The organism is Kribbella sp. NBC_01510 (genome assembly GCF_045040325.1).
In the GTDB taxonomy this organism is placed as follows: domain Bacteria; phylum Actinomycetota; class Actinomycetes; order Propionibacteriales; family Kribbellaceae; genus Kribbella.
Map to the genome: position 1 here is coordinate 6790079 of NZ_CP109418.1, position 25532 is coordinate 6815610.

Below are 25532 nucleotides of genomic sequence, written 5' to 3' on the forward strand. Positions count from 1 at the left end.
CTCGGTACGACGAGACGCCGTACCGAAGTGTGAGGTCATCACAGTCCGGCCGACCGTTCCGTCGTACTGATCATGACTACTCAACACGCAACAGACGAAGCCGACATCCGGGACCGGATCAACACGCTGGTCGGTGCTATCCGGACCGGTGACATGGGGGCCGTCAAGACGATCTTCGCGCCGCACGTGGTCTCGTTCGACATCGAAGCGCCGCTGCGGCATCTGGGCGCGGAGGCGAAGTGGCGGAACTGGGAGAAGGTCTTCACGATCTATCAGCTGCCGATCGACTACGAGGTCCGCGACCTCACAGTGCTCGTGGACGGCGACCTTGCGGTCGTGTTCGCCGTCAACCGGATCAGCGGCACGGTGGTGAACGGTCCCAAGACCAACCAATGGGTCCGTTGGACGGCGGCCTGGCAGCGGATCGACGGCCAGTGGATGGTCGTCCACGACCAGGTCTCGGTGCCGACCTACTTCCCCGAGGGTCGCGCGGCGCTGGACCTCACGCCCTGAGCCAGGCAGGCCACGGGCGGAGCGCGCCGGCGGTTTCGGCCAGGGCCGTCAGTGCCTCGGCCGTGGTGAGCCGCCGGCCCGCCTGCGGCACGAGCAGTCCCTGGAGGCTCGCGGGCAGCTCGGCGCCCGCCTCGGCGAGGGTCTGGCCGAGGCTGTAGAGATCCATCGCGACGGACACCGGCTCGCACGCCTCCTGCTCGGGGGAGGCGTACCCGACGGTCCCGACCGGGTGACCCGGCGGTTGCTCGCTGCCGATCCGGCGAGCGCTGCCGAAGTCGATCAGGACCGGGCGGGCGTCGCGAAGGACGATGTTGTCCGGCTTGACGTCCAAGTGGGCCAGACCGCGGTTGTGGAGCGCCATCAGGGCTGGGAGCAGTTGCGCGCCGAGCAGCGCGGTCTCTTCGGCGGTCAGTACGCCGTTCTCCTCCAGCTCCTCGGTCAGCGTCGGGCCGTCGACGTACTCGAGCAGGACGTGTGGGATCGGGTCGCCGGTGCCGTCGGCCAGCAGACGTGGGAGAGACGGGTGGCTGTTGCCCGCCAGGGCGACGGTCTCCCGCTGGAGCGACTTCATCGCGCGGGGATGGTGGATCTGATGCGGACGGGCGGCCTTGAGTACGGCGGGGGACCACAACGCGACCGACCAGACCAGCCAGGTCTCGCACCGGTGGCCAACGCCGAGGCGCTCCAGCGCGAGGCTTCCACCCGGCAGCTCGCAACCCTCGGCCCAATCCCAGACGGCCAGTCCGTCCTCGGTGTCGACATTCATCATTCGGCCTCCAAGCGGTGAAGCCTGCCGCCGGCTAGGCCGGCGGCAGGCTGGTGGTCAGCCGCGGGAGCGGCTGCGGGAACGGCTGCGGGAGCGCGAGCGGCTGCGGGACCGTCCGTGGCCGTGGTGCATGACCGGCTTGATGCGGAGCATGGTGGTCACCTCCTTCCACTGAGTTGGTGTTCGTGCAGGGTGACGACCCTGTCGGCGATGGCCGCCAGGTCGCGATCGTGGGTGACCAGCAGGACCGTGCGCCGCGCGGTCGTGGTCCGGATGGCCTCGATCACCGCGGCGGCCGAGACCGGATCGAGGGACGCGGTCGGCTCGTCCAGCAGGACCATCGGCGCGGATGACACGGCGGCCCGGGCCAGTGCGACCCGGCGGCGCTGACCGCCGGACAGCCGGACACCGCTCTCGCCCAGCGGCGTGTCGTACCCGTACGCCAGCCGTCCGGTGAACTCGTCCACCAGGGCCGCCTGCCCGGCTGCGATGACACCCGCGCGGGTCGCATTCTGGTTGCCGAAGGCAATGTTCTCGGCGACTGTCGCGTCCAGCAGCCACGGGTCCTGCGGGACGAACGCGAACCGGTCCCGCAGGCTGCGCTGGTCGCAGTCCCGGACGTCCACGCCGTCGATCAGGATCCGTCCGGCGTCCACGTCGTACAGGCGGAGCAGGAGGTGCAGCACTGTGCTCTTGCCGATCCCACTCGGTCCGAGCAGGCAGACGGTCTCGCCGGCTGCGATGTCGAGGTCGAAGTGATCGAGCACCGGCTGACCGTTCTCATAGCCGAACGAGACCCGCTCGAACCGTACGCCGGACCGCAGTGCCGGGGCCGGCCGAGCGCCGTACCGATCCTCGACCGCCTCGTCGCAGTGCAGGATCTCGCGAACCCGCGCCGCACTGGCACCGGCCTTGGCAAGTACGACGGACAGCCGGGTCAGGCCGCGCACCGGAGAGTAGAGGTCTCGCAGGTAGGCGAGTACGACGAGCAACTGACCGACCGTGAGCGCTCCGGACAGCACGTGCCGTCCACCGATCACCAGCACCAGGGCAGCGCCGATCGCCAGCACGACATCGGCCATCGGGGTCCAGCGCGCGTCCACCTCGATCGCTCGCAGCTCGACATCGAGTACGGCGCGGTTCCGGGTGCCGAAGATCGCGGCGGCCCTGTCGATGCGCCCGAAGGCCTGAACGGCGCGGACGTTCCGCAACAGGTCGGTCGTTGCCCCGGCCAACCGTCCCGACTCGGTCCTCGCATCCTGCTGTGCCACTCGGATGAGCCGCCGCTGCCGGACGGCCAGCGCGCCGAGGACCGGTGCGACCGCCAGGCCGATCAGGGCGAGCTCGGGGTCGAACGCGAACAACAGCGCGAGGACGCCGGCGAGCATCACCGCATCGGGCAGGAACGACGTGGTCACCGCTACCACCGCGTCGAGGACCCGGCCGACATCCGTGGTCAGGCGGGACACCAGCTCGCCGCTGCGCATGCGATCGTGCCACCGCAACGACCGCGTCATCGTGCGCTGGAACATCGTGGCGCGGAGTGAGGCGCCGATCCGCTCGGCCGCACCCTCGACGGTGCGCAGACTCGCCATGTCGAGCAATCCGATGATTGCCGACAATCCGACGCTGCCAACGGCCGCCAATCCGAGGACGACGACCGGATCCGCCGCGGGATCCGGCCCGAGGGCGTGATCGACCGCGAGGGCCAGGGGCCACGGACGGACGAGAACCGCGCCGACTCGCAGTACGACGAACCCGGCCGCGACGGCGAGCGCAGGGAACTGCGCTCGGGCGGCGGGCCCGGCGACGGCGAGTGAGAGCGGAAGCTTCATGCCGACAACCGTCGTCGCCGGCCGGTCGGCTTCGGTAGTGCACCTTGGTACTACGACTGTCGTCGGGCTGCCGCGCGGCGCCAGGCAACCCCTACGATCCCAGGCATGGTGAGACTGCGACGCTCGCGCACGGACCGTGGGCCGATCTCGACGGTCGGGCTGCTGGTGCGATTCACCGCGGCCGGATTGATCGTGCTGCTGTCCCTGGCCGCGCTGATCGCGGTCGTGGCCCGCCAGGCGGGCGTCGAGCAGGCAAGGGAGTCGGCTCGGCAGGTGGCCTTTGTGACCGCGCGTGGGGTGGTCGAGCCGCGCCTGGACGCGGGCGTGATCGCCGGACAGCCGCTCGCCTTGCAGTCGTTCGACACGGCGATGCGCAAGTACGTGCTGCAGGGATCGCTTGTACGGGTGAAGGTGTGGAATGCCGACGGCCGGATTGTCTACTCCGACGAGCCCCGCCTGATCGGTCAGCAGTTCCCGCTGGGCCCGGAAGAGGAGGCCGCTCTGCGGCAGCAGGGGAGCAGCGCGTCGGAAGTGAGCGACCTGAGCCGGCCGGAGAACCGGTTCGAGATCCCGTACAAGAAGCTGCTCGAGGTGTACGTCGGGATCCGGGGGCCGCAGGGGGAACCCATGCTGTTCGAGGCGTACTTCCAGTACCAGGCGGTGACTGACGCCGGCAAGGCTGCCTGGCAGCGGTTCGCACCGCCTGCGCTGGGTGCGCTGCTCGTGCTGGAGCTGGTCCAGATTCCGTTCGCCTGGTCGCTGGCCCGGCGGGTGCAGCGGCAACAGCGGGAGCGGGAACGGCTGCTGCAGCACGCTGTCGACGCCTCGGACGCCGAGCGTCGGCGGATCGCGGGGGAGTTGCACGATGGCGTCGTACAGGAGCTGACCGGGCTGAACTACGCGTTGGATGCCATGCGGCTGGGGAATCCGAGCGAGGGGCAGCGAGCGGACTTGATCGCGGAGAGTGCTGGGAGGTTGCGCGCGAGCATCGGGTCGCTCCGGTCGTTGCTGGTGGACATCTATCCGCCGAACCTCGCCGAGGAAGGGCTCACGTCGGCGTTGGCCGAGTTGGCGGCGGGGCTCGAGCGGGCGGGGGTCGACGTACGGCTCGAGACCGATGGGGTGGAGGAGTTGCCGCCGGCGGCCGCGGCGTTGTTGTTCCGGGCAGCGCAGGAGGTCGTGCGGAACGTGGCCGCGCACAGCGGCGCGCGTGAAGTGCTGATCAAGGCGCAGCGGGTCGACGGTCGGGGAGTGCTGATCGTCGACGATGACGGCCGCGGGTTCGACGAATCGCGACTCGACGAGCGGAGTAGCAACGGGCACCTCGGGCTACGCTCGATCGGCGACCTGCTCGCCGAGTCGGGTGGCACGCTGACGGTCCGGGCCGCTCCCGGGCAGGGGACACGGGTGGAAGCCGAGGTGCCGGTGTGATCCGGGTGCTGATTGTCGACGATCATGCGATCGTCCGGACGGGTCTGTCCCAGCTCCTCGGTACTGCGGACGACATCGAGTTGGTCGGGGCTGCGAGTGACGGTGCCGAGGCAGTGACGATGGCGGCCGAGTTGCGGCCGGACGTCGTACTGATGGATCTGTCGATGCCCGGGACGGACGGGATCTCGGCGACCGGGCAGATCGTCGCGGCCGACCCAGGTGTGCATGTGCTCGTGCTGACGTCGTTCAGCGATCAGGCTCGGATCCTGGACGCGCTGCAGGCCGGAGCTGAGGGGTATCTGCTGAAGCACAGCGAGCCCGAGGTGATCCTGGCCGGGGTGCGGGAGATCGTCGCCGGCGGATCGCCGCTGGATCCGAAAGCGGCGCGTGTCCTGCTGACGAACCGGCGGAGCCCAGGTCCGGAGACGAAGCTGACCGATCGTGAGCAGGAGGTGCTCGATATGGTCGGCGCCGGCCTGCCGAACAAGACGATCGCCCGCCGGCTCGGAATCAGCGAGCGCACGGTGAAGGCGCACCTGACGAACGTGTACCAGCGGCTCGGCGTGACGGACCGCACCCAGGCCGCGCTGTGGGCCCAGCGCCAGCGCCGGGACGACTAGGTACTAGTACCAAGGTCCGATAGCGCCGGCCGGGTAGCTGGGACAGCATCGAGGCATGGACTCGGAAGACCTGCGCCGCCGCCCCGTCGTACTGCGCACCAGCGGAGACGACGCGGAGCCGCAACGCCGCCCGGTGCGCTACCTCGCCTGGGCCGGCACCGGCTTGCTGGGCCTGGTCGCGGCAGCCGGACTGGTCGCCGGAGGTACGGCGGTCTGGTCCGCCTTCGATCCTGGTACGCCGGGCCGGTCGCCCGCGCCACTGTGGTTCCCGCCACCGGAGAACATCACTCCCCAGAGCGCGAAGGTCACCCCGACCCAGGACGACCACGGCGGCGACCGCACCCGCACGCCCGGCCCCAGCACCGCGACCACCGAACCCGGCGACGACAGGGGCGTCGACCGGACCGCCACCACCAAACCGACCTCAGGCAAGTCGAGTTCAGGGTCACCGACCTCGGGGACGCCGACTTCAGGGAAGAGTGGCTCGGGCAAGTCCGGCTCGGGGAAGTCGTCCGACGACGGCTCCGGCCACCACTGAGGTCAGCTCACCCGTGGACTGCCGGCAACGATCTGGGTCCCCGCGGCCCCCGCGATCACCGCGGCCGCCTCGTCCAGAGAGCCGATGGCGGCCCGGCCCTTGGTCGCTTCCACGTACCGGCCGGCAGCGGTGACCTTCGGCCCCATCGACCCGCTGGGGAAGTGGAGTGCCGCAAGGTCCACGATCCCGATCTCGTGTAACGGACGCTGGGTCGGCGTCCCGTAGTCGAGATAGACCGCCGGCACATCGGTCAGCATCACCAGCAGATCCGCGCGGAGCTCGGTCGCGATCAGCGCCGCGGTCAGATCCTTGTCCACGACGGCATCGACCCCGGCCAACCTCGCGGCACCTTCGACCACTGGGACGCCTCCGCCGCCGGCCAGGATCACGGTGACGCCGTTGCGGAGGAGGATCTCGGCAGCGTCGAGCTCGACGATCCGGCGCGGCTCGGGTGACGCGACGACGCGGCGCCACTCGACGCCGTCCTGGTGGAAGGTCCAGCCTGTCGTCGATTCGAGCAGGCGCGCGTGGTCCGCGGGATACCCGGTCCCGACGTACTTCGTCGGCGTACCGAACGCTGGATCGTCGGCGGAGACGACGGTCTGCGTGACCAGGGTGACCGCTCGGCCGGGCAGGCCCACGTTGGTCAGTGCCTGCTGGATCCAGTAGCCGATCACGCCCTGGGTTTCGGCGACCAGGTCGCTGAGCGGATACGGCTTGGTCAGGCCCGGGTCCGCCGTACTCTCCAATGCGAGCAGCCCGACCTGCGGTCCGTTCCCATGCACGATCACCACCTCGTGCTCGGCCGCCACGGTCGCCAGCGCCGGCGCCGCCACGGCCAGATGGGCCACTTGCACCTCTGCGTCCGGCCGTTCCCCGCGCCGCAACAACGCATTCCCCCCGAGCGCGATCACCATCCGCATACCTTCAGCGTGACACGCACACCCAGCGAGCTCGCGCACTCACAGACCGTGTGGGTTGGAATGTGCACGCGAACAGGCTCAGCTGCGCGGCCCGGCGAGTGGCACGCGCAGTTCGAGGACGGTGCCATGCGGCTGGTTCCTCTCCAGCCGCACGGCACCGCCGAGTGCCTCCGCCCGCTCCTGGAGGTTGCGGAGTCCGCTGCGGTGGTCGACCGCGGCCACGCCGACGCCGTTGTCGGCAACCCGGCTGATGACCTCGGTCGCGGTCGCCGTGACGTCGACGGTCACCGCGGTGGCTTCGGCATGGCGTACGACGTTCGAGAGCGACTCGCGGACCGCTGCGAGGATCTCGGGACGGACCTCCAGCGGTACAACGGCATCGAGCGGGCCGGTGCAGGTCAGCTCGGCACGGAAGCCGAGGGGTCCGGTGTACTCGGAGACCAGGGTGTGGAGGTCGGATCGGAGCGAGCGGCGAGCCGGGTGGTGGCGCAGCTCGAAGATCGCCGCGCGCAGGTCGCGGATCGTGGAGTCGATGTCCGCGATGGCGCGATCGATGCGTTCCTGGACCTCGGCGTCCACCATCCGGTGGATGCCCTGCAATTGCAGCCCGGTCGCGAACAGGCGCTGGATCACCAGGTCGTGCAGATCCCGGGCGATCCGGTCGCGGTCCTCCAGGACGGCGATCATCGAGTGTTCCCGCTGTGCCTGCGAGCGATCCAGCGCCAGCCGCGCCTGCGCCGCGAACATCCTGACCAGCTCGTCAGCCTCGTGCACTGCACCACCAGGCTCGGCCGCCACGAAGAACAGCCCGCCCACCGCGGACGACGCCGGCGGCAGCGGAGCGACGAGGGCCGGTCCGAGTGACGCGATCTGGGGTATGCCGACAACACTCACCCGGTCGGCGCGCACCAGGTGATCCAGTCCCGCGACCCGCTTGCCGACGTACTCCTGGAGTTCGGGCGGCCCGTCGAGCGCGGCGAACACGAGCTTGTCGTGGTCTGTCAGCAGGACGGCACCGGCGTGCGCGCCGGAGACCTCGCGGGCCCGGCGGGCGATCAGCCGGAGGGCGTCCCGCTCGTCGAAGTCCCCGAGCAGGAACTGTGTGATCTCGGCGGTCACCTCGTACAGGCGCCGCCGGCCGACGTCGTCCTGATCACTCACGTGGCCACGGTACGAAGCCCGTGACGGTTTGGGAACGCTTCGGAGCCGTTGCCCTGAGCATCGATAGGCGCACGCCGGCCACTGAGCGACTCGACGCCGAGCCGGAACAACGGGCGGCCACCCAGCCCCACCCACGACGGCGCGGTCCGCTCCAGGTCGGCCGCCTCAGCCGCGGGTACGACGGACAGGTGGCCGATCGAGGTCACGGTCCACCCGAGGTGCCGGGACGGATCGAGGTCATCCACCTCGAACGCGACCACGTCACCACGATGGGCGGCCTGGAGCCATTCGGGGTCGTCGGACACGAAGACGATCGTGTCCGTGTCGACGAGGAAGTTCACCAGCCGGATGACCGGCAGGCCGCCCTGGGTGAAGACCAGCCGCCCGACCGGGACCGAGCCCAGCAGGCGGAGACATTCGCCGGCGTCGAGAAACTCGCGGGCGGCGCCGTCCTGGCTTCGCATCACAACCTCCGGGGTCGGCTTACTCTGAGCGGGACGGGTGCTGCCGGGGGAAGCGAGACGCGATGACGATCAAGGTGTTCCTGCTCGACGACCACGAGGTCGTCCGGCTCGGGCTGCGGCAACTGCTCGAGAGCGAGCCGGACATCGAGGTGATCGGCGAGGCGTCGACCGCGGCGCACGCCATCGCGCGGATCCCGGCGCTGAGCCCGGATGTCGCCGTCCTGGATGTCCGGCTGGGCGACGGCGACGGGATCACCGTGTGCCGGGAGGTGCGGTCGTCGATGGACACGCCGCCGGCCTGCCTGATGCTGACCTCGTTCTCTGACGAGGAAGCCTTGTTCACCGCGATCATGGCCGGTGCGGCCGGCTACCTGCTCAAGCAGGTCAGCGGCACCGATCTGGTCGGAGCAGTACGGCGTTTGGCCGCGGGGGAGTCGCTGCTCGACCCGGCCATGACCGCTCTGGTCCTGGAGCGCCTGCGGAACCCCGTCGACGTCGAGGACGACCCGCGGTACCAGTCGTTGACGGATCAGGAGCGCCGGATCCTCGACGAGATCGCGGTGGGGAAGACCAACCGGCAGATCGCGCAGAGCATGTTCCTGGCCGAGAAGACCGTGAAGAACTACGTCTCGGCGCTGCTGCGGAAGCTCGACATGGAACGGCGGACCGAGGCGGCCGTGTACGCGGTCGAGCGCACCAAGCGCCGGCCGAAGACCTGACCCGCCGTCACCAGGCGCGGATGCGGCGGCCACTGATGTGCTCCGGCTCGATCACGACGAGGATCTCCCGTTCGTCGCCCGACTCGTCCATGAACGGTCGCCACGCGAACATCTCCTGGAGGGAGCCGTGCCGGCAGCGCCCCGATATGAGCACACTCCAGCCATCCCGCGCGACCCCGTCCAGCCGATCGACCTCGAACGCCACCGGACCATCGCCGTACTGCGCGATCGCCGTGGCAGCCCCGGTCCGGAACACGATGAGCCGGTCGTGCAGGGTGTAGGTCACCGTCCGTACCGACAGCCGGCCGGACAGGTCGAACGCGAGCCGGCCACTGCCGCCGGGCGCCAGGAGTGCGAGGCACTCGTCCTCGCGGAGGTGATCGAGGACCGGATGGAGGGCGGCGAGTCCACGGACGGGCGTTGTCCGTGAACCCGTGCGAGCGGAGACGGTGGTGTCCAGCGCACCGGCCAGCCGGATCAGAGCCCCAGCCGTCAGCTGCTGTGACTCCTCAGACGCGTCGGCATCCGGCCCGGACCGCGCAGACCCCTCCTCCTGCGCTAGTTCGAGCGGGACCATCCGCCGCGACTGGTCTCTCCCCTGCGGAGACCGTGATCGGCCGGACGATGTCATCGAACACTCCCTTCCTGCCGCTTCCTCGATCCAACCGGGGGAGCCCGCCCGACCGGCAGTGCCGGAGGGCCTTTCCGGGCAGGTCCGAAGTCCCCGCCGGCTGAGGCCCCCACTGTCGGATCCGGCCGGATCCCGATCGTCTTGGTGGTGTCGAGTGAGTGTGAGACTGACCGCAGGAGGTGTGCGCGTGAAGTACGTGCTGATGTTCGTGGAGACCGAGGAGTACGCGAAGGAGCTCGAGGCGATGGCGCCGGACGAGCGGGACCGGGCGTATCAGCGGGTGATGCAGTGGTTCGACGACCACCGGGACAAGATCCGGAGCGGGAGCAAGCTGCAGGCGGCGGAGTCCGCGACCACGGTCCGGTTCGGCGGCGGCGTACCGATGACCACCGACGGGCCCTTCATCGAGGGCAAGGAGGTCATCTCCGGGTTCAGCGAGATCGAGGTCGCCGATCTCGACGAGGCGCTGCGGATGGTGAAGACCTGGCCGGCCTGCCCGATCGTCGAGATCCGGCCAGTGCAGCAGCTGTGAACACCGACGACGAGCTGGCCCGCGTGGTGCGTGATCACGCGGGCCGGCTGGCCGGATCGCTGGTGTCGTTGCTCGGCGACTTCTCCGCGGCCGAGGACCTGGTCCAGGACGCTGTCGAGATCGCGCTCCGGCGCTGGCCGGTCGAGGGGATCCCCGAGCGGCCCGACGCGTGGCTGTTCACGGTCGCGCGGCGGCGCGGTCTCGACGTACTGCGAAGGCAGCAGAACTACCGTGCCAAGCTGGCCCAGCTCCAGTGGCCCGTGCAGCCGGCTCCGGACGACCGGCTCCGGCTGATCTTCACCTGCTGCCACCCGGCGCTGGCGCGCGAGGCGCAGATCGCCCTCACGTTGCGAGTCGTCTGCGGACTGACGACCGCGCAGATCGCGGCCGCGTTCCTGGCCTCGGAGTCGGCCGTCGCGCAACGGATCACCAGGGCGAAGCGCAAGATCACCGATGCCGGGATCCCGTATCGCATCCCGCGCGACGACGATCTCCAGGAGCGCGTCACAGAGGTGCTGACCGTCATCTACCTGCTGTTCAACGAAGGCTATCTGTCCAGCACGGCCGAGCGCGTCCACTCCCGCGATCTGGTCGACGACGCCGAATGGCTCACCGCGCTCCTGCACGGTCTGCTCCCGAACGAGCCCGAGGTCGCCGGTCTGCTCGCCCTGATCCGTCTCCATCGAGCCCGTACGGCGGCCCGCTTCACCACCACCGGCGACCTTGTCCTGCTCGAGCACCAGGACCGCGCCCGCTGGGATCACGCCGCCATCGCCGACGCGACGGCCCTGCTGACCCGCACCGCCCGGCGTCACAGGGCTCCCGGTCCCTACCAACTGCAGGCCGCCATCGCCGCCTGCCACAGCGAGGCCCGGACCTGGGCGGCGACGGACTGGGTACAGATCCTCGTGCTCTACGACATGCTCCTGGTCGTGCAGCCGACGCCGGTCACTCGCCTGCAGCGCGCGATCGCCTTGTCCTACGTCGAAAACGCCAAGGCCGCGCTCGCCGAACTGGATGAGCTCTCGACGGACCTCCAGGCGTATCCGTTGTTCCATGCGACGCACGCCCAGTTCCTCCGCGACCTCGGTCGCGAGCCCGAAGCACATGCGGCCGACCGACGGGCCGCCGACCTGACCGTCAATCCCGCCCAACTCGGATTGCTGCAGGAGCGGCTGGCCCAGTAATCGAGTTGCTCCTCGGCGTCAAACGCTCCGCAGCACCGACACGACGATCCCGAGGATGACCGCGTTGTCCCCGTCGATGACGTCGTACGCGGGGTTGCGCGGCTCCAGGTACACGTGGCCGTTGCGGCGGCGGTAGACCTTGACGGTCGCCTCGTCGTCGATCATCGCGGCGACGATCTGGCCCGTGTAGGCCTCGGACTGCTGCCGGACCACGACGATGTCGCCGTCGCAGATCGCGGCGTCGATCATCGACTCGCCCCGGACCCGCAGGCCGAACACGTTCCCGCGGCCGGTCAGTCCGCGGGGCAGTTGCAGTACGTCGTCCACCTGCTCGACGGCGGAGATCGGCGTACCGGCCGCGATGTCACCGACCACCGGCACCGGCACCGAGTCCTCGGACTCCCGGGCGGTCGGCTCCGGCAGGAACATCCGGACGTCGATCGGCCGCGAGACCGACGGGCTCCGGCGCAGGAAACCCTTGTCCTCCAGGCTGGCCAGGTGCTTCGACACCGACGACGAGGACCGCAGCCCGACCGCGTCACCGATCTGCCGGCTGCTCGGCGGGTATCCGTACCGCGTCACCCAGTCCCGGATCACCACCAGGATCCGTTGCTGCCGCTCGGGGAGCGCGGCGGTGTCGAGGTCCCCGAACAGATCGAGATCAGTCACCACGAGATCCTAGAGCGACCCACCCCAAGGACCTCCGTCCGACCCGCCGCACCGGATCGGCAACATCCGCGGATCGGCTCCGACGTCGCCCCCGAGAGCGTGCAGACGGCGCGCCGAGGAGGTTGTCATGAACGTCGGACGCGCACGCTGGGCGGTGACCACGGTGTTCTTCGTGAACGGATGCCTGGTGTCCAGCTACCTGTCCCGGATCCCGTCGATCAAGGTCGAGCATCAGCTGACCGAGAGCCAACTCGGCATCGTGCTCACGCTGTTCGGTGCGGCGGCGCTGGTGTCGATGCAGTTCGTGGGCGGTCTGGTCGCCCGAGTGGGCAGCCGGCGCCTGATCACGATCGCGCTCGCGGTCCTTCCTTTGCTGCTGGTCGCCGTCGGCTTGGCACGCAGCGTCGTACAACTCGGCCTTGCGGTGCTGGTGATGGGATTCGTGCACGGTGCGGTCGATGTGGCCATGAACGCCCACGCGGTCGCGGTCGAGCGGCTCCGCGGCCGGCCGATCATGAGTGGTTGCCACGCGGCGTGGAGCGTGAGTGCGGTGCTGACCTCGCTTTTGAGTGCCGTGGCGATCCGTGCCGACGTCGACCTCGGCAATCAGTTCGTGGTCGTGGCTGCCGTGCTGCTCGTGGTGGGACAGGTCGTCACACGCGGACTGCTTCCGCCCGCGGCGGACCAGACCGATCGCGTGACGCGATCCGGGTGGACGGTGGGCTGGACCCGGCCGGTGCTGATCTTCGGCGCGATGGGCTTCGTGGTGATGATCGGCGAGGCAGCTGTGATCAGCTGGAGTGGCGTTTTGCTGCACGAGTCGCGCGGTGCGGACCTCGCGACGGCCGGCCTGGCATTCACCGCATTCACCGCGTTCCAGACCGTCGGCCGCTTGATCGGCGATCGGTTGACCGAGCGGTACGGCGCCGCCGCACTGTTCCGGACCTGCGCACTGGTGGCCGTGATCGGGCTGACCGTTGTCGTCGCCGTGCCGCTGTGGCCGGTGTCGATCGCCGGCTTTGCGCTGGTCGGGCTCGGCGGATCGGTCCTGCTCCCGTTGGTCTTCAGCGCGGTTGGTCGCACCGGCGGGGTCGAGGCCGCGACCGCGGTGTCCCGGCTGACCACCTTCACGTACGCCGGAGTCCTGATCGGACCGGCGATCGTCGGCTGGTTCGCGGCGGCGGTCGGGTTGGTCTGGACGTTCACCGGGCTGCTGCCGCTGCTCGTCGGCGTGGCGGCGAACAGCCGGTTGCTGTCGGCGCGGCCGGCTGTGCGGCAGGTTCCTGCAACGCTCTTGAGTTCGGGAGAGCAGACCCGCAGCTAGCCAGACGTTGCGGCCTAAGATCGGGCGGATGAACGGTCCGCCGGAAACTGTCCTGGAAGCGTTCGGCCTGTCCGGCAGCGCCGTACTCCTGCCCGGTGGGCAGGGGGACACGTGGCGGTGCGGGGCTGTCGTGCTGAAGCGTGCGGGGTTACCGGCGGAGGCCGAGTGGCGGGCCGCCGTGCTGGATCAGCTGCCGGAGTCGACCGCGTTCCGGGTGGCTCGGCCGGTGCGGAGTGCGAGTGGCGCGTGGGTCGCGTTCGGCTGGGAGGCCTCGGAGCTGCTGGCCGGTGCCACGGACGTGAGCCGGCAGGACGAGGTGCTGACGGCCGGCGTCGCCTTCCACGAGACAGTGGCGGGATTGCCGCGCCCGGACTTCGTCGATACGCGGGACGATCCCTGGTCGGACGGCGATCGGGTCGCCTGGGAAGAGCGGTCGATCGGCGGGAGTCCGGCGTACGTCGAGTTGGTGTCGCCGCTCGTCGCGGCGCGTCGGCCGGTCGACCTCGTGGCGCAGGCGGTGCACGGGGATCTGCCGGGGAACGTGATGTTCGCCGACGGGTTGCCGCCGGCGATCATCGACTGGCCGGTGTACTGGCGCCCACCCGCGTGGGCGTCGGCCGTCGCGGTGGCCGACGCCCTGTGCTGGTACGACGCCGAACCGGAGCTGGCGGCGCGGTGGTCAGAGTTGCCGGAGTGGGGGCAGATGCTGGTGCGGGCGCTGATCTATCGGATGGCGACCGACGAGCTCGCCCACGGCCCGGAGGTCTGGACGCGTGATCGTCGGGCGGTCTATGAACCGGTGATCGAGCTGGCCCTCTCGTACGTGGGCTGACCTGAGTGCGCGGCCGGTCTGCGGGCGATCGCCACGGGCGATCAAGATCATCGGGAACAATCGCTTTTCGTGATGGTGTGCGGCTTCTACGGTCGAGGACATGACTTCCGAGACGCTCTATCCGATCAACGGCGCGGAGATCTGTGCGGAGACGTTCGGTGATGCCGCCGATCCGGCGGTCCTGCTGATCCACGGCGGTTCGGCCTCGATGCTCTGGTGGGACAGCGAGTTGTGCGGGAAGCTCGCGGTCCGCGGGCGGTATGTGATCCGCTACGACCAGCGTGACACCGGGCGATCGACGTCGTACCCCGTCGGCCGGCCGCCGTACTCGACGCGGGACCTGGCCGCGGATGCGGTCGGCCTGCTGGATGCCTTGGGCATCGATCGTGCGCACGTGGTCGGGCAGTCGATGTCCGGCGGCACGGCGCTCACGCTCGGTGTCGACTACCCGTCGCGGGTTGCATCGGTGACCTTCGTGTCGACGAGCACCGGCGCGGACGGCCTGCCGCCTCCGTCGCTGCCGCACCTGGAGCGACCCGACTTCGACGACCCGGCCGCGGTCGAGGAGTACGTCGTACGGTCGATCGAGGCCGAGTCAGCCGGGTACTTCGACGAGGCCGCGGCGCATGATCTCGTCCGTCGCGACATGGCGCGGGCCCGGGACTATGAGGCGTCGCTGACGAACCACTACGCGATGGCATTCGACGGACCCGTGGACGGTGGGTTCGCTGACCTCTCGATGCCGGTGCTGGTGGTGCACGGCTCGGTGGATCCGGTCTTTCCGCCGGCGCACGGGGAGGCTCTGCGCGCGGCCGTTCCCGATGGTCGCCTGGTCGTTCTCGAGGGTGCGGGGCACGGGGTTCCCCCCGAGCTGTGGGATGTCTTTGCCGACGCCCTCAGCGAGCACACCGCGAGCCGGTGATGCGCTTCGCGGTGTGGGTGCCCCTGTTCGACGAACTGGCGGATCCACTGACGGTTGCGCGACTTGCGGCCGCTGCGGAGGACGCCGGGTGGGACGGGATGTTCGTGTGGGACCAGCTGTGGTGGCGGGCGCCGGTCACCGCTGTCGCCGATCCGTGGATCGTGCTGGCCGCCGTGGCCGCCGTGGCCGCGTCGACCGAACGGCTGCGGATCGGGCCGATGGTGACACCGGTCGCCCGCCGGCGCCCCGTCAAACTGTCGCGCGAGGCAACAACGCTGGATCGGCTGTCCGGTGGACGTCTGAAGCTCGGTGTCGGTTTGGGGAGTGATCGGTTCGCGGGCGAGTTCTCCCGCTCGGGGGAGGAGGCCGACGATCGCGTCCGCGCCGGGCAACTCGACGAGTCCCTCGAGATCCTGAAGGCCGGCTGGACCGGTGAACCTGTCTGTCACCATGGCAAGCACTACACCGTCGACTCGGTGCGCTTCCTGCCACGGCCCGTGGCGGGCCGGACCCCGATCTGGGTGGCAGGCTTCCCCGGGAATCCGAGGCCGCTGCGCCGGGGTGTCCGCCACGACGGTTTCTTCCCGGTCAACCTGACCTCGCCGAACCAGTTGGCCGATGTCGTGGCGAGCGTGCAGTCCCTGCGCGGATCCCTCACCGGGTATGACATCACCGTCGCCGTGTCATCGTCGACCGACGTACGCCCGTACGCGACCGCCGGCGCAACGTGGTGCCTGACCGACTTCGACCCGGCCACCCTGCGGCCGGCCGACGTACGCGCGGTGATCGACGCCGGACCGGCGCGCTGAGGCCGGGCTTCTTCCTGCGACGCCCGTTCGGGTGTGTAATCGGAGGAATGTGGGTTCCGCGCAGGCGGGATCGTCCACGGGAGGACGCATGGCGAGTGTCAGCGAACACACCGGGGTAACTGAACGCACCGGTCCGGTCGCCGTCGGGCCGGCTCGGCGGCCGCTCGGGGTGGTGATCGGACGGTTGCTGTCGACGACCGATCACAAGGTGATCGGCCAGTTGTACCTGATCACCTCGTTCGCCTTCTTCCTCGTCGGCGGAATCATGGCGCTGATCATCCGCGCCGAGCTCGCCGAACCTGGGCTGCAGATCGTGAACGAAGAGGTCTACAACCAGCTCTTCACCATGCACGGCACGATCATGCTGCTGCTGTTCGCGACCCCGCTGTTCGTCGGCTTCGCGAACGTGATCATGCCGGTGCAGATCGGCGCGCCGGACGTGGCGTTCCCGCGGCTGAACATGTTCAGTTACTGGCTGTTCCTGTTCGGCGGGTTGATCACGCTGTCCTCGTTCCTGACTCCGGGTGGCGCGGCCGACTTCGGCTGGACGGCGTACTCGCCGCTCTCGAACGTTGTGCGCTCGCCGAGTGTCGGTGGCGACCTGTGGATCATGGGTCTGTGGATGGCCGGTCTAGGCACCATCCTCGGTGGCGTCAACTTCATCACCACGATCATCACGATGCGGGCGCCCGGTATGACGATGTTCCGGATGCCGATCTTCTGCTGGAACATCCTGGTCACGTCGATCCTCGTCCTGATCGCGTTCCCGATCCTGGCCGCGGCCCTGCTGGTGCTGGAGGCGGATCGGCGGCTGGGGGCGCATGTGTTCGATGCGGCGAACGGTGGTGCGTTGTTGTGGCAGCACCTGTTCTGGTTCTTCGGGCATCCCGAGGTGTACATCATCGCGCTGCCGTTCTTCGGCATCATCACCGAGATCCTGCCGGTGTTCAGCCGCAAGCCGGTCTTCGGCTACATCGGCCTGGTCGCGGCGACGATTTCGATCGGCGCGCTCTCGATCGCGGTGTGGGCGCACCACATGTTCGTGACCGGTGGCGTGAATCTGCCGTTCTTCTCGTTCATGACGTTCTTGATCGCGGTCCCGACCGGGGTGAAGTTCTTCAACTGGATCGGCACGATGTGGGGCGGATCGGTGTCGCTGGACACGCCGATGCTGTGGTCGCTCGGCTTCCTGGTGACGTTCCTGCTGGGCGGTCTGACCGGCATCATCCTGGCCTCGCCCGTGCTCGACTACCAGCTGAACGACTCGTACTTCGTGGTCGCGCACTTCCACTACGTCGTGTTCGGCACCGTGGTGTTCGCGATGTTCGCCGGGTTCTACTTCTGGTGGCCGAAGATGACCGGGCGGATGCTCGACGAACGTCTCGGCAAGGTGCACTTCTGGCTGCTGTTCATCGGTTTCCACACCACGTTCCTGGTGCAGCACTGGCTCGGTGTCGAGGGCATGCCGCGGCGCTACGCGTCGTACGGCGCGCACGAGGGCTTCACCACGCTGAACCAGGTGTCCAGCGTCGGTGCCTTCATCCTCGGCCTGTCGACGCTGCCGTTCTTCTACAACGTCTACAAATCCCGCCGGAACCCGCTCGTGGGCGTCAACGACCCGTGGGGCTGGGGCCGCTCGCTGGAGTGGGCGACCAGTTGCCCACCCCCACGCCACAACTTCGACCACCTGCCCCGAATCCGCTCCGACAGCCCCGCCTTCGACGCCAACCACCCAGAACTGGTCACCACCACCCCCGCCCAAAACCTCCTGACCCCAGACGACTGACGCCGCGCACCCCAAGCCCCACAGCCGCGCGGGTGTTGCTCGCGGCTGCGCTGGCGCGAGCTCCTTCGGGCGGGCCTGCAGCACCACCGACCCCAGCGGCCGGGTGCTGTGCGCGCGCAAGCTTCCCGGGACGTGCGGGGAGGTTAGGGGAGTTGGTTGCGGAGGGTGGTGAGGAGGGCGGCCGTTTGGTGGGGCGGGGGGCTGGTGGCGGCTAGGAGGTCCAGGGCTTGGGTGTACGTCTCCACGTCGTCGCGTTTGTCGAGGTAGAGGGCGCTGGTGAGGTGCTCGAGATAGACGATGTCGGGGAGGTCGTGCTGGGGGAAGCGGAGGAGGGTGAAGGCTCCTCCGGTGGCGGCGTGGCCGGCGCTGTCCAGCGGGATGATTTGCAGGGTGACGTTGGGGTGCGCGACGGCCTCGCTGAGCGCGTCGAGTTGGTTGCGGAGGACGTCGGGACCGCCGATCGGGCGGTGCAGGACGGACTCCTCGATCACGGCCCAGAGCTTGAGCGGCGGCTCGCGGTCCAGCGCGCGTTGCCGCCTGGTGCGAAGAGCGACGATGCGCTCGACCTCGTCGTCGGCTCGCGCGTTACCCGGCGTCAACCGTGCGACCGCCCGCGCGTAGTCAGCGGTCTGTAGCAATCCCGGCACGAACTGGATCTCGTAGGTCCGGATCAGCTCAGCAGCCGCCTCCAGCCCGAGGTAGGCGTCGAACCAGTCCGGCGTGACATCGCCGTACCGATGCCACCAGCCGCGATCGTTCGCCTCACGCGCCAGTTGGAGCAGACGATCCCGCTCGCGCGCATCGGTCACGCCGTACAGGCTGAGCAGGTCCTCGACGTCGCGCTCCTTGAAGCCGACCCGCCCGAGCTCCAGCCGGCTGATCTTCGACTCCGACCCACGGATCGCCCAGCCGGCGTCCGTCCGGCTCACCCCGGCGCGCTCCCGCAGCCGCCGCAGATGACTGCCCAGCATCATCCGCAACGCCGTCGGCCCCACCACGCCCTGCCCCGCCATGCGCCCAGTCTACAGCATTATCGAACATATGTTCCCCTGCGTTCGAAAGCCGGATCACCCCATCCGAGTCCCCACCACCAGCGAATTCCGCGTGGCCCAGGAACGGCCGGCAACACCTCCACCGACGTGACGTCCAGCCTGCTGGTACGCCGGGATGTGCCCGCCCGCGTCACTCAGCTGGCGCCGAGTCAGCGGGACCCCGACCTCGGCCGCCGCCTGCGGCGCTCGCACAACCAGCGGTGGCAACTCCTGCATGCCACCCCGGCCTGCAGATGGGGGTGGGTTAGTCGCGGAGGTATTCGGCTCGCCAGCGGTTGATGGTGGGGTCTACCGGGCTGGGGGATCGCGTCAGCTGGATCAGGTGGAGGTCGGGGGTGGTGAAGGAGTCGATGGCGGCGCGGGTGAGGGGCCAGGGCGGCCCCTCGATGGCCTCGTCGGGCTCGTCGTCAGCACGGGCGGCGGCGATGACGAGGAGGGTGCCGCCGGGGGCGACGAGCTCGGTGACCTCGGTGATGGCGGCCGGCTGGACCGCGATCGGGAGGGCTTGGACCGTGTAGATCTCGACGACCAGGTCGAAGGCGCGGTGCCAGTCGGCGGGTGGTGCCAGGAGGTCGGCGGTCATGTAGTGCGCCTTCGAGTCCGGGTGGTTCCGGTGTGCGGTCGCGATCGCGGTGGGGGAGATGTCGAAGGCAGTCGTGTCGTAGCCGCAGTCGACGATCTGCTCCGCGTCCCAGCCCGTCCCGGCCCCGACGACCAGCGCGGTCTTCCCGGCCCCGTCCGGGTCCGCTTCGTCGATCCACTCGATCAGCAGCGGATGCGCCGTACCGCGATCCCAAGGTACGACGGCGGCGCCTTCCGACGCAGCGGAGTACAGCTGCTCGAACCAGCCGGTCGGGTCGTCGCGGTCCAGCGACTCCCGGGCGATCCGTCGCGATACGACATCGGGGTCCTCAGCCATCGGACGCACCTTCCTCCTCGACGCCGGGGCCGACGTGGATCGCCCGGACGGTTTGCACCGTATCAACGTCGGAAGGTCGCTTGTCCTCGCGATATCGCAGCACTCGGGCGAACCGCAACGCCATCCCGGCCGGGTACCGCGGCGAGGTCTGCACTCCGTCGAAGGCGATCTCGACCACCACCTCCGGCCGCAGGTACACGACCCAGTCGTCGCGCCGCACCGCCAGCTCCTGGAACCGCTCGGTCTGCCACCGCAGCAACTCGTCCGTCAGCCCCTTGAACGTCTTCCCGAGCATCACGAACTCGCCCGTCTCCTCGTCCCGCGCTCCCAGGTGCAGGTTGGACAACCATCCGGTACGACGCCCGTGCCCCCACTCCGCCGCGAGCACGAGCAGGTCGAGCGTGTGCGTCTGCTTGACCTTCACCCACCCGGATCCGCGCCGGCCCGCCTCATACGGCACGGTCAACGACTTCACCATCACGCCCTCATGGCCCCGCCGTACCGCATCCACGAAGAACGACTGCCCGGCATCCGCATCGGAGGTCACCAGCCGCGGAATCCGCCGCTCCTCGGGCACGAGCTTCGACAACCGGTCGTGCCGAGCGGCTCCGTCGAGCCCGAGCAGATCCTCCCCGTCCTGATGCAGGATGTCGAAGAAGTACGGCGTCAACGGCACCGACTCCGGTCCGGTCGCCGCACGAGTCGCCGTCCGCGATCCCGTCACCTGAAACGGCTCGGGTCGCCCGTCCGGCCGCAGCGCGATCAGCTCACCGTCGAGCACCACCTGCTGCGCATCGATTTCGAGTACGGCGCTGACCACCTCAGGCACCCGAGTCGTGATGTCGTCGAGCGTCCGCGTGTAGACCACGACCTTGTCGCCGTCGCGGTGCGCCTGGATCCGGATGCCGTCCAGCTTCCACTCGAGGGCGGCCGGCGTACCCGTCTTGGACAAGGCCTCGGCGACGCTGGTCGCGGACTGGGCGAGCATCGGCTGCACGCCGCGCCCGACCTCCAGCCCGAACTGCGCCAGCCCCGCCTCACCCTCGGTCAGTACGGCGACGGCCACCGGAGCCGCCGCACCCCGCAGCATCGTGGCGGCCCGGATCTTGTCCAACGGGATCCCGGTGGCGCGCGCGACGGCGTCAGCCATCACCCCGTCCAGCGCGCCCTGCCGCAGTTCACCACCCACGAGTTGCCGCAGGAACCACTGCTCATCGGCGGTCGCCCGGCCGAACAACGCGTCGATCGCCTCCCGCCGCCGGGCCTGCACCCCCGCGCCGCCCATCTCGGCCAGCTCCGCGAAGGCCCGGTCGACCTCCTCGACGGTCAACGACGGCTCCGCGGCGGGCTCCGGCGCGTCGGCCAGCGTCCGCCAGCCCACGCCGGTCCGACGCTGGCGGAGCTCACCGGACAGGTACGTCACGACGATCTCGGTGTCGCCCGGTTCGGTGGCCTTCGACAACAATCCGGCGATGAACTCGGCCTTCTTCAGGCGCGACCGCGTCCCGGCCAGCGCGGCCGACGTCTCCACCACCTCGGTCAGCAACATGATCCCAGTCTCACCCATCCTGCCGACACTTTCCGGAGACGACTTTCGTCACCGACCGGAGTGACGCGGGCTCAGGGAGCAGGCGGGAGGTCGTCGAGGAAGTCCGACGGTGGCGTGAAGAAGAGAGTGCCGGTGACCGCGGTCGAGAAGTCGAGCAGGCGGTCGTGGTTGCCCTCGGGCTCGCCGATGAACATCCGGCGCAGCATCAGCTCGGTCACCGACGGAGTCTTGGCGTACCCGATGAAGTAGGTGCCGAACTCCTGGGTCCCGACGGTGCCGAACGGCATGTTGTCGCGCACGATCTGCAGCTCGTTGCCGTCCTCGTCCTCGATCACGTTCAGCGCGATGTGGGCGTTGCTCGGCTTGACGTCGTCGGCCATCTCGATGTCCTCGAGCTTGCTCCGGCCGACCGCACGTTCCTGCTGCTCGACAGTCAGCGCGTTCCACGCCTTCAGGTCGTGCAGGTACTTCTGCACGATCACATAGCTGCCGCCCGCGAAGCCGGGGTCCTCGTCGCCGATCAGTACGGCGTCCTGTGCCTCGGAGCCGGTCGGGTTCTCGGTGCCGTCGACGAATCCGAGCAGGTCGCGCATCTCGAAGTACTTGAAGCCGTGCACCTCGTCGACGACCGTGGCGGCGCCGTCGAGGACGTTCATGATCTGGCTGGCGAGCTCGAAGCACTGGTCCTGGTGCGCGGCGCGGATGTGGAAGAGCAGGTCGCCCGGTGTGGAGACAGCGTGGTGCGTGCGGCCCTTCAGCTCGATGAACGGGTGCAGCTCGGCCGGGCGCGGGCCGCTGAACAAGCGGTCCCACACGTCCGACCCGATGCTGGTGACACAGGACAGGCTGCCGGACGGCACCCGGAAGCCGACGGAGCGGACCAGACCGCTCATCCGCTCGAGCAGGTCGCGGGCCGTCGCCTCGCCGCCCGGGTCGATCGTCACGACCAAGAAGATCGCGGAACCCGTCAGCGGCATCAGGACCGACTGCGGCAGCGCCCGCGTCGACGCGGCCGGTCCAGGTGTCGGATCAGTCACCACCGTGCTCTCCCTCCACTCACGCTTGCCCTGATCTTCTAGAGTCCAGTCATGGACCCGCAAGAACCCGGGCCGCCCTCACAACCGGGCCCATACTCGCAGCCGGGGCAGTACCCACCGCCCCCGCCCCACCCACAAGGCGGCTACCCGCCCCCGGGTCCATACCCCGCGCCCGGGACTTACCCACCGCGCGGCACCTACCCACCGCCAGGTCCGTACCCGCGGCAATGGGGTGCGCCGCCGCCGTACCCCGGTCAGTTCGCCTCCCGCGAGCCCCGGATCGTCCCGGCGCCGGCGGGTACGCCGTTCCACCGCCTGGCCCGTACGGCGAAGAACGCGTGGTGGCGCCCGATCCTCGGCACCCTCTTCCTCGGCGCCGGCGTCCTGTTCATCACCGCGGGCGTCCTGGTCGGCTGGGAGATCGTCCACGGCCTGATCACCGGCGAGTTCTCCCAGCCGCAGGGCAACAACATCTTCCCGAGTGACACCGAGAACCTCGCCGTCACGTTGGTGATGCTCGGCGTGCTCACGCCGTTCGTGATGTTCACCGCCTGGCTGGTCCAGCGCCGCCCGTTCTGGAGCGTCGCGTCCGTCGTGAATCGGATCCGCTGGCGCTGGTTGCTGTTGTGCTGTGTGCCCGCGCTGGGCTACCTCGCGCTGTCGTACGGCCTCGGCCTGCTGGTCGACGCGATCTTCCCCGGTCAGGATTCGGCCACCGCCGGCGACGGCGGGTCCTGGGTCGGCTTCGGTGCGTTCGTCGTACCGGCGCTGGTGATCATCTGCCTGGTGCCGTTCCAGTCCGCGGCGGAGGAGTTTCTCTTCCGTGGGTGGTTGATCCAGGCGGTCGGCGCCTACAGGCCGGACCAGAAGGAAGGCCGCGGGCGGTGGGTCCGGGCGGTGTTCCGCTCGCCGTGGCCCGGGATCGTGGTCGCCGGCGCGGCGTTCGTGGCCGGGCACGGGTACACCGGCTGGGCGATGGTCGACATCTTCCTGTTCGCGCTCACCGTCGGCTGGCTGGCCGTCCGGACCGGCGGACTGGAGGCGGGCATCGCGCTGCACGTGCTGAACAATCTGCTCGCATTCTTGTTGCCAGCGGCAATTGGTCAGCTGTCCGGCTGGGACGATCAGGGCGGCGCGCCGTGGACGCTGCTGCTCTCGGACATCCCCAGCCTGGCGTTCTACGCCGCGGCCGTGGTCTGGCTGTCGCGGCGCCGGGAGATCGCGCGGCTCAGCAGCTGAAAATCAGGCGAGGACTGTCGGCGGTGTCTGGCAGGGTATCCGCGTGACGAACGTGAAGATCGAAGCCGTCCTGTTCGACTGGGGCGGCACGCTGGCAACCTGGCACACGATTGACCTGCTGGCCGCCTGGCGCCCGGTGGCGGCGCTGCTCGACGAGGCCCGGGCCGACGAGCTGGCCGCCCGGCTCGTGACCGCGGAGAACGCCGTCTGGCGGCGCTCCCGGGACGAGCACCGCAGCGGCACCTTCGAGGAGGTGTGCCTGCTCGCGGACGCCGTGATGACACCGGCCGCCCTGGCGGAGTACGAGCGGCAGTGGGACCCGCACACCGAGCTGGAGCCGGACGCCATCGACACGCTCCGCGCGATCCGGGCCGACGGGCTGAAGGTCGGCGTGCTGTCGAACACGATCTGGTCGCGCCGGCGGCACGAGGACATCTTCGCGCGGGACGGCGTACTTGAGCTGCTCGACGGCGCCGTCTACACCAGCGAGATCCCGTACACGAAGCCGCACCCGGAGGCGTTCCTGGCCGCGATGCGGGCGGTCGGGGTGTCGGAGCCGTCGCGGTGCCTGTTCGTCGGGGACCGGCTCTTCGACGACGTGTGGGGCGCGCAGAACGTCGGCATGCGTGCGGCGCACGTCCCGCACAGCGCGATCCCGGTGGAGCAGGTCGGCCACACCGAGGGCACGCCCGACGCCACGGTCCAGCGCCTGTCCGAGCTCCCGCCCCTGATCGACAGCTGGAACACGGCCGCCGCCTGACAGACGAGAAGAACCCCGAGCCGGGTGGTCGGCTCGGGGTCCTTCGAGGGGTTTCGGGTGGGGAGTTACGCGGCCAGCGTCGGATCTGCCAGCAGGCGGAGGCGGCCCAGGGCCTCACGCTCGATCTGGCGGACGCGCTCGGCGGAGATGCCGTGCACCGCGCCGATGTCGGCGAGCTTGGCCTGGCGGCCGTCGTGCAGGCCGTACCGGCGCCGGATCACGTCCGCCGACCGCGGGTCGAGCTGGTCGACCAGGCTGAACAGGCCCGAGCGGTCCGACGCGTCGGCGACCAGCTGGTCCGGGCCAGGCGCGGTCTCGGCCGCGATCAGGTCACCCAGCGAGGTCTCACCCTCGTCGTCGATCGGGTTGTCCAGGCTGATGTGGTCCCGGCCGATACGGATCAGTTCCGTGACCCGCTCCACGTCCAGGTCCAGCTCCGCCGCGATCTCGTCGAGCTCCGGCTCCCGCCCGAGCTTGCGCTCCAGCGTGCGCCGCGCCGAGCCGATCTGGTTCAGCTGCTCCACCACGTGCACCGGCAGCCGGACCACACGGGCCTGCTGCGCGATACCGCGGGTGATCGCCTGCCGCACCCACCAGGTCGCGTACGTCGAGAACTTGAATCCCTTGCGGTAGTCGAACTTCTCCACCGCCCGGATCAGCCCCGTGTTGCCCTCCTGGACCAGGTCCAGCAGCGGCATCTGGGAACGTCCGTAGCGGCGCGCGATAGAAACCACCAGCCGGAGGTTTGCGGTCACGAACCGCTGCTGCGCGCGCTGGCCCTCTTCGGCCAGCCACTCCAGCTCGTCCTCCGTCGCATATTTGGGCGCTCCGCCCTTCTTGCGTCCAACCCGCCCCTCGGCCAGCAGTTGCTCCGCCAGGAGTCCTGCCTCGACCGTCTCAGCGAGCTCGACTTCTTCCTCTGCGGTGAGCAGGGGCGTACGCGCGATCTCTTCGAGGTAGAGACCAACGCTGTCCTTGCCGTCGATACCGTCGTCCGTGCTGCGGACACGAGCCATGCGAGCCACCGAAACTCCCTTCGTCGTTACATGGAGAGCAACGCTCGAGTGAGGTTCAAGATTCCAGGACCAGTGTGTAAACAGCCTGAACGTTCCCTGAGAGTTCCCGGCAGCGATCCGCGCCGGAAACCGGTGTCCAGGAACCTCCCGGAACCGCTGCCCGGACGGGTTTGCGCCGGGCATCCCGAATTCCCGTGACAACCAAGGGAATTCGGTACCGCCTGTCCAGTGGCACACCGGCCACCGAACCTGAGAATCTCGTCAGAATCACACGCTCCAGTGCCCCCCGATGTGTTGC

At 69.4% G+C, this 25532-nt stretch carries 26 protein-coding genes; 14 read left to right on the forward strand and 12 right to left on the reverse strand.

All coding sequences use genetic code 11. The features are described 5' to 3' along the window. Nucleotides 1-72: 72 nt before the first annotated feature. Nucleotides 73-513, forward strand: a complete 441-nt coding sequence (locus OG558_RS33575; RefSeq protein ID WP_329477428.1) for a nuclear transport factor 2 family protein — start codon at nt 73-75, stop codon at nt 511-513. Here OG558_RS33575 and OG558_RS33580 read toward each other — a convergent pair. Together OG558_RS33580 and OG558_RS33585 are read right to left on the reverse strand one after the other, a co-directional pair. Further along, a complete protein-coding gene (locus tag OG558_RS33580; protein WP_329477426.1) occupies nt 503-1282 on the reverse strand; it encodes a serine/threonine-protein kinase in 780 nt (259 codons plus the stop codon). The genes OG558_RS33575 and OG558_RS33580 overlap by 11 nt on opposite strands. 155 nt (nt 1283-1437) lie before the next feature. After that, on the reverse strand, nt 1438-3114 hold the full coding sequence (locus tag OG558_RS33585) for an ABC transporter ATP-binding protein (protein WP_405066564.1): 1677 nt from the start codon (nt 3112-3114) through the stop codon (nt 1438-1440). 105 nt (nt 3115-3219) lie between these two features. Here OG558_RS33585 and OG558_RS33590 point away from each other — a divergent pair, with 105 nt between their 5' ends. The 3 genes from OG558_RS33590 to OG558_RS33600 are packed head-to-tail and all read left to right on the forward strand — an operon-like array spanning nt 3220 to nt 5703. Then, nucleotides 3220-4545, forward strand: a complete 1326-nt coding sequence (locus OG558_RS33590) for a sensor histidine kinase (protein WP_405066565.1) — start codon at nt 3220-3222, stop codon at nt 4543-4545. Continuing rightward, on the forward strand, nt 4542-5165 hold the full coding sequence (locus tag OG558_RS33595) for a response regulator transcription factor (protein WP_329477420.1): 624 nt from the start codon (nt 4542-4544) through the stop codon (nt 5163-5165). Before OG558_RS33590 ends, OG558_RS33595 begins: the two co-directional genes overlap by 4 nt. Before the next feature lie 55 nt (nt 5166-5220). Then, complete coding sequence (locus OG558_RS33600) at nt 5221-5703, forward strand: hypothetical protein (RefSeq protein ID WP_405066566.1); 483 nt, start codon at nt 5221-5223, stop codon at nt 5701-5703. 2 nt (nt 5704-5705) lie between these two features. Here OG558_RS33600 and OG558_RS33605 read toward each other — a convergent pair whose 3' ends face one another. The 3 genes from OG558_RS33605 to OG558_RS33615 all read right to left on the reverse strand — a co-directional run bounded on the left by OG558_RS33605 (nt 5706) and on the right by OG558_RS33615 (nt 8251). Then, on the reverse strand, nt 5706-6626 hold the full coding sequence (locus OG558_RS33605) for a carbamate kinase (RefSeq protein WP_405066567.1): 921 nt from the start codon (nt 6624-6626) through the stop codon (nt 5706-5708). Between the two features lie 78 nt (nt 6627-6704). After that, complete coding sequence (locus tag OG558_RS33610) at nt 6705-7787, reverse strand: sensor histidine kinase (RefSeq protein ID WP_405066568.1); 1083 nt, start codon at nt 7785-7787, stop codon at nt 6705-6707. Then, nucleotides 7784-8251 carry a pyridoxamine 5'-phosphate oxidase family protein gene (locus tag OG558_RS33615; RefSeq protein WP_405066569.1) on the reverse strand — a complete coding sequence of 156 codons (468 nt, stop codon included), beginning with the start codon at nt 8249-8251 and terminating at the stop codon, nt 7784-7786. Before OG558_RS33615 ends, OG558_RS33610 begins: the two co-directional genes overlap by 4 nt. Nucleotides 8252-8313: 62 nt before the next feature. Between OG558_RS33615 and OG558_RS33620 the strand changes: the two genes are divergently transcribed. Beyond that, entirely contained in the window at nt 8314-8970 is a 657-nt protein-coding gene (locus tag OG558_RS33620; protein WP_405066570.1) for a response regulator, read from the forward strand. Nucleotides 8971-8977: 7 nt separating this feature from the next. Here the strand turns inward: OG558_RS33620 and OG558_RS33625 are convergent, their stop codons facing one another. Next, entirely contained in the window at nt 8978-9601 is a 624-nt protein-coding gene (locus tag OG558_RS33625) for a pyridoxamine 5'-phosphate oxidase family protein (RefSeq protein WP_405066571.1), read from the reverse strand. A 187-nt stretch (nt 9602-9788) separates the two neighbouring features. On the opposite strand from OG558_RS33625, the gene OG558_RS33630 reads away from it, so the two are divergent. Together OG558_RS33630 and OG558_RS33635 are read left to right on the forward strand one after the other, a co-directional pair. Beyond that, nucleotides 9789-10133: a YciI family protein gene (locus OG558_RS33630; protein WP_405066572.1), complete on the forward strand. Its 345-nt coding sequence runs from the start codon at nt 9789-9791 to the stop codon at nt 10131-10133. Further along, the gene (locus OG558_RS33635; RefSeq protein WP_405066573.1) at nt 10130-11320 is read left to right on the forward strand and encodes an RNA polymerase sigma factor; all 1191 of its coding nucleotides are present in this window, start codon (nt 10130-10132) and stop codon (nt 11318-11320) included. The genes OG558_RS33630 and OG558_RS33635 overlap by 4 nt, the downstream gene beginning before the upstream one ends. 18 nt (nt 11321-11338) lie before the next feature. Here the strand turns inward: OG558_RS33635 and lexA are convergent, their stop codons facing one another. Further along, complete coding sequence (gene lexA, locus OG558_RS33640; protein WP_405066574.1) at nt 11339-11989, reverse strand: transcriptional repressor LexA; 651 nt, start codon at nt 11987-11989, stop codon at nt 11339-11341. A gap of 127 nt (nt 11990-12116) precedes the next feature. Here lexA and OG558_RS33645 point away from each other — a divergent pair, with 127 nt between their 5' ends. The 5 genes from OG558_RS33645 (at nt 12117) to ctaD (ending at nt 17662) form a co-directional block, all read left to right on the forward strand. Further along, nucleotides 12117-13313 carry an MFS transporter gene (locus OG558_RS33645; RefSeq protein ID WP_405066575.1) on the forward strand — a complete coding sequence of 399 codons (1197 nt, stop codon included), beginning with the start codon at nt 12117-12119 and terminating at the stop codon, nt 13311-13313. 28 nt (nt 13314-13341) lie between these two features. Next, on the forward strand, nt 13342-14145 hold the full coding sequence (locus OG558_RS33650; RefSeq protein WP_405066576.1) for a TIGR02569 family protein: 804 nt from the start codon (nt 13342-13344) through the stop codon (nt 14143-14145). Nucleotides 14146-14245: 100 nt separating this feature from the next. After that, complete coding sequence (locus OG558_RS33655; protein ID WP_405066577.1) at nt 14246-15067, forward strand: alpha/beta fold hydrolase; 822 nt, start codon at nt 14246-14248, stop codon at nt 15065-15067. Further along, nucleotides 15067-15876, forward strand: a complete 810-nt coding sequence (locus OG558_RS33660; protein ID WP_405066578.1) for an LLM class flavin-dependent oxidoreductase — start codon at nt 15067-15069, stop codon at nt 15874-15876. The genes OG558_RS33655 and OG558_RS33660 overlap by 1 nt, the downstream gene beginning before the upstream one ends. A gap of 88 nt (nt 15877-15964) precedes the next feature. Then, complete coding sequence (ctaD, locus tag OG558_RS33665; RefSeq protein ID WP_405066579.1) at nt 15965-17662, forward strand: cytochrome c oxidase subunit I; 1698 nt, start codon at nt 15965-15967, stop codon at nt 17660-17662. A gap of 143 nt (nt 17663-17805) precedes the next feature. Here the strand turns inward: ctaD and OG558_RS33670 are convergent, their stop codons facing one another. From OG558_RS33670 to OG558_RS33685, 4 genes are all read right to left on the reverse strand, one after another. Then, nucleotides 17806-18675, reverse strand: a complete 870-nt coding sequence (locus tag OG558_RS33670) for a helix-turn-helix transcriptional regulator (RefSeq protein WP_328520949.1) — start codon at nt 18673-18675, stop codon at nt 17806-17808. A gap of 283 nt (nt 18676-18958) precedes the next feature. Next, nucleotides 18959-19633, reverse strand: coding sequence for a class I SAM-dependent methyltransferase (locus OG558_RS33675; RefSeq protein WP_405066580.1), 675 nt, complete (start codon nt 19631-19633; stop codon nt 18959-18961). Further along, on the reverse strand, nt 19626-21200 hold the full coding sequence (locus OG558_RS33680) for an ATP-dependent DNA ligase (protein WP_405066581.1): 1575 nt from the start codon (nt 21198-21200) through the stop codon (nt 19626-19628). Before OG558_RS33680 ends, OG558_RS33675 begins: the two co-directional genes overlap by 8 nt. 53 nt (nt 21201-21253) lie before the next feature. Next, nucleotides 21254-22222, reverse strand: a complete 969-nt coding sequence (locus tag OG558_RS33685; RefSeq protein WP_405066582.1) for a Dyp-type peroxidase — start codon at nt 22220-22222, stop codon at nt 21254-21256. 48 nt (nt 22223-22270) lie between these two features. On the opposite strand from OG558_RS33685, the gene OG558_RS33690 reads away from it, so the two are divergent. Together OG558_RS33690 and OG558_RS33695 are read left to right on the forward strand one after the other, a co-directional pair. Continuing rightward, nucleotides 22271-23458, forward strand: coding sequence for a CPBP family intramembrane glutamic endopeptidase (locus OG558_RS33690; RefSeq protein ID WP_405066583.1), 1188 nt, complete (start codon nt 22271-22273; stop codon nt 23456-23458). A 43-nt stretch (nt 23459-23501) separates the two neighbouring features. Beyond that, nucleotides 23502-24218, forward strand: a complete 717-nt coding sequence (locus OG558_RS33695) for an HAD family hydrolase (RefSeq protein WP_405066584.1) — start codon at nt 23502-23504, stop codon at nt 24216-24218. Nucleotides 24219-24283: 65 nt separating this feature from the next. Here OG558_RS33695 and OG558_RS33700 read toward each other — a convergent pair whose 3' ends face one another. Beyond that, nucleotides 24284-25243 (reverse strand): sigma-70 family RNA polymerase sigma factor, encoded by a 960-nt coding sequence (locus OG558_RS33700; RefSeq protein WP_328520942.1) that lies wholly within the window; start codon nt 25241-25243, stop codon nt 24284-24286. Nucleotides 25244-25532: the final 289 nt, after the last annotated feature.

Bases quoted from the DNA above. Each gene is read 5' to 3' on its own strand.
- OG558_RS33650 (WP_405066576.1), top strand. From the start codon at position 13,342: ATGAACGGTCCGCCGGAAACTGTCCTGGAAGCGTTCGGCCTGTCCGGC.
- OG558_RS33645 (WP_405066575.1), top strand. From the start codon at position 12,117: ATGAACGTCGGACGCGCACGCTGGGCGGTGACCACGGTGTTCTTCGTG.
- OG558_RS33600 (WP_405066566.1), top strand. From the start codon at position 5,221: ATGGACTCGGAAGACCTGCGCCGCCGCCCCGTCGTACTGCGCACCAGC.
- OG558_RS33580 (WP_329477426.1), bottom strand. From the start codon at position 1,282: ATGATGAATGTCGACACCGAGGACGGACTGGCCGTCTGGGATTGGGCC.
- OG558_RS33655 (WP_405066577.1), top strand. From the start codon at position 14,246: ATGACTTCCGAGACGCTCTATCCGATCAACGGCGCGGAGATCTGTGCG.
- OG558_RS33620 (WP_405066570.1), top strand. From the start codon at position 8,314: ATGACGATCAAGGTGTTCCTGCTCGACGACCACGAGGTCGTCCGGCTC.
- OG558_RS33615 (WP_405066569.1), bottom strand. From the start codon at position 8,251: ATGCGAAGCCAGGACGGCGCCGCCCGCGAGTTTCTCGACGCCGGCGAA.
- OG558_RS33690 (WP_405066583.1), top strand. From the start codon at position 22,271: ATGGACCCGCAAGAACCCGGGCCGCCCTCACAACCGGGCCCATACTCG.
- OG558_RS33670 (WP_328520949.1), bottom strand. From the start codon at position 18,675: ATGGCGGGGCAGGGCGTGGTGGGGCCGACGGCGTTGCGGATGATGCTG.
- ctaD (WP_405066579.1), top strand. From the start codon at position 15,965: ATGGCGAGTGTCAGCGAACACACCGGGGTAACTGAACGCACCGGTCCG.
- OG558_RS33625 (WP_405066571.1), bottom strand. From the start codon at position 9,601: ATGACATCGTCCGGCCGATCACGGTCTCCGCAGGGGAGAGACCAGTCG.
- OG558_RS33680 (WP_405066581.1), bottom strand. From the start codon at position 21,200: ATGGGTGAGACTGGGATCATGTTGCTGACCGAGGTGGTGGAGACGTCG.
- OG558_RS33660 (WP_405066578.1), top strand. From the start codon at position 15,067: ATGCGCTTCGCGGTGTGGGTGCCCCTGTTCGACGAACTGGCGGATCCA.
- OG558_RS33575 (WP_329477428.1), top strand. From the start codon at position 73: ATGACTACTCAACACGCAACAGACGAAGCCGACATCCGGGACCGGATC.
- OG558_RS33585 (WP_405066564.1), bottom strand. From the start codon at position 3,114: ATGAAGCTTCCGCTCTCACTCGCCGTCGCCGGGCCCGCCGCCCGAGCG.
- OG558_RS33605 (WP_405066567.1), bottom strand. From the start codon at position 6,626: ATGCGGATGGTGATCGCGCTCGGGGGGAATGCGTTGTTGCGGCGCGGG.
- OG558_RS33590 (WP_405066565.1), top strand. From the start codon at position 3,220: ATGGTGAGACTGCGACGCTCGCGCACGGACCGTGGGCCGATCTCGACG.
- OG558_RS33675 (WP_405066580.1), bottom strand. From the start codon at position 19,633: ATGGCTGAGGACCCCGATGTCGTATCGCGACGGATCGCCCGGGAGTCG.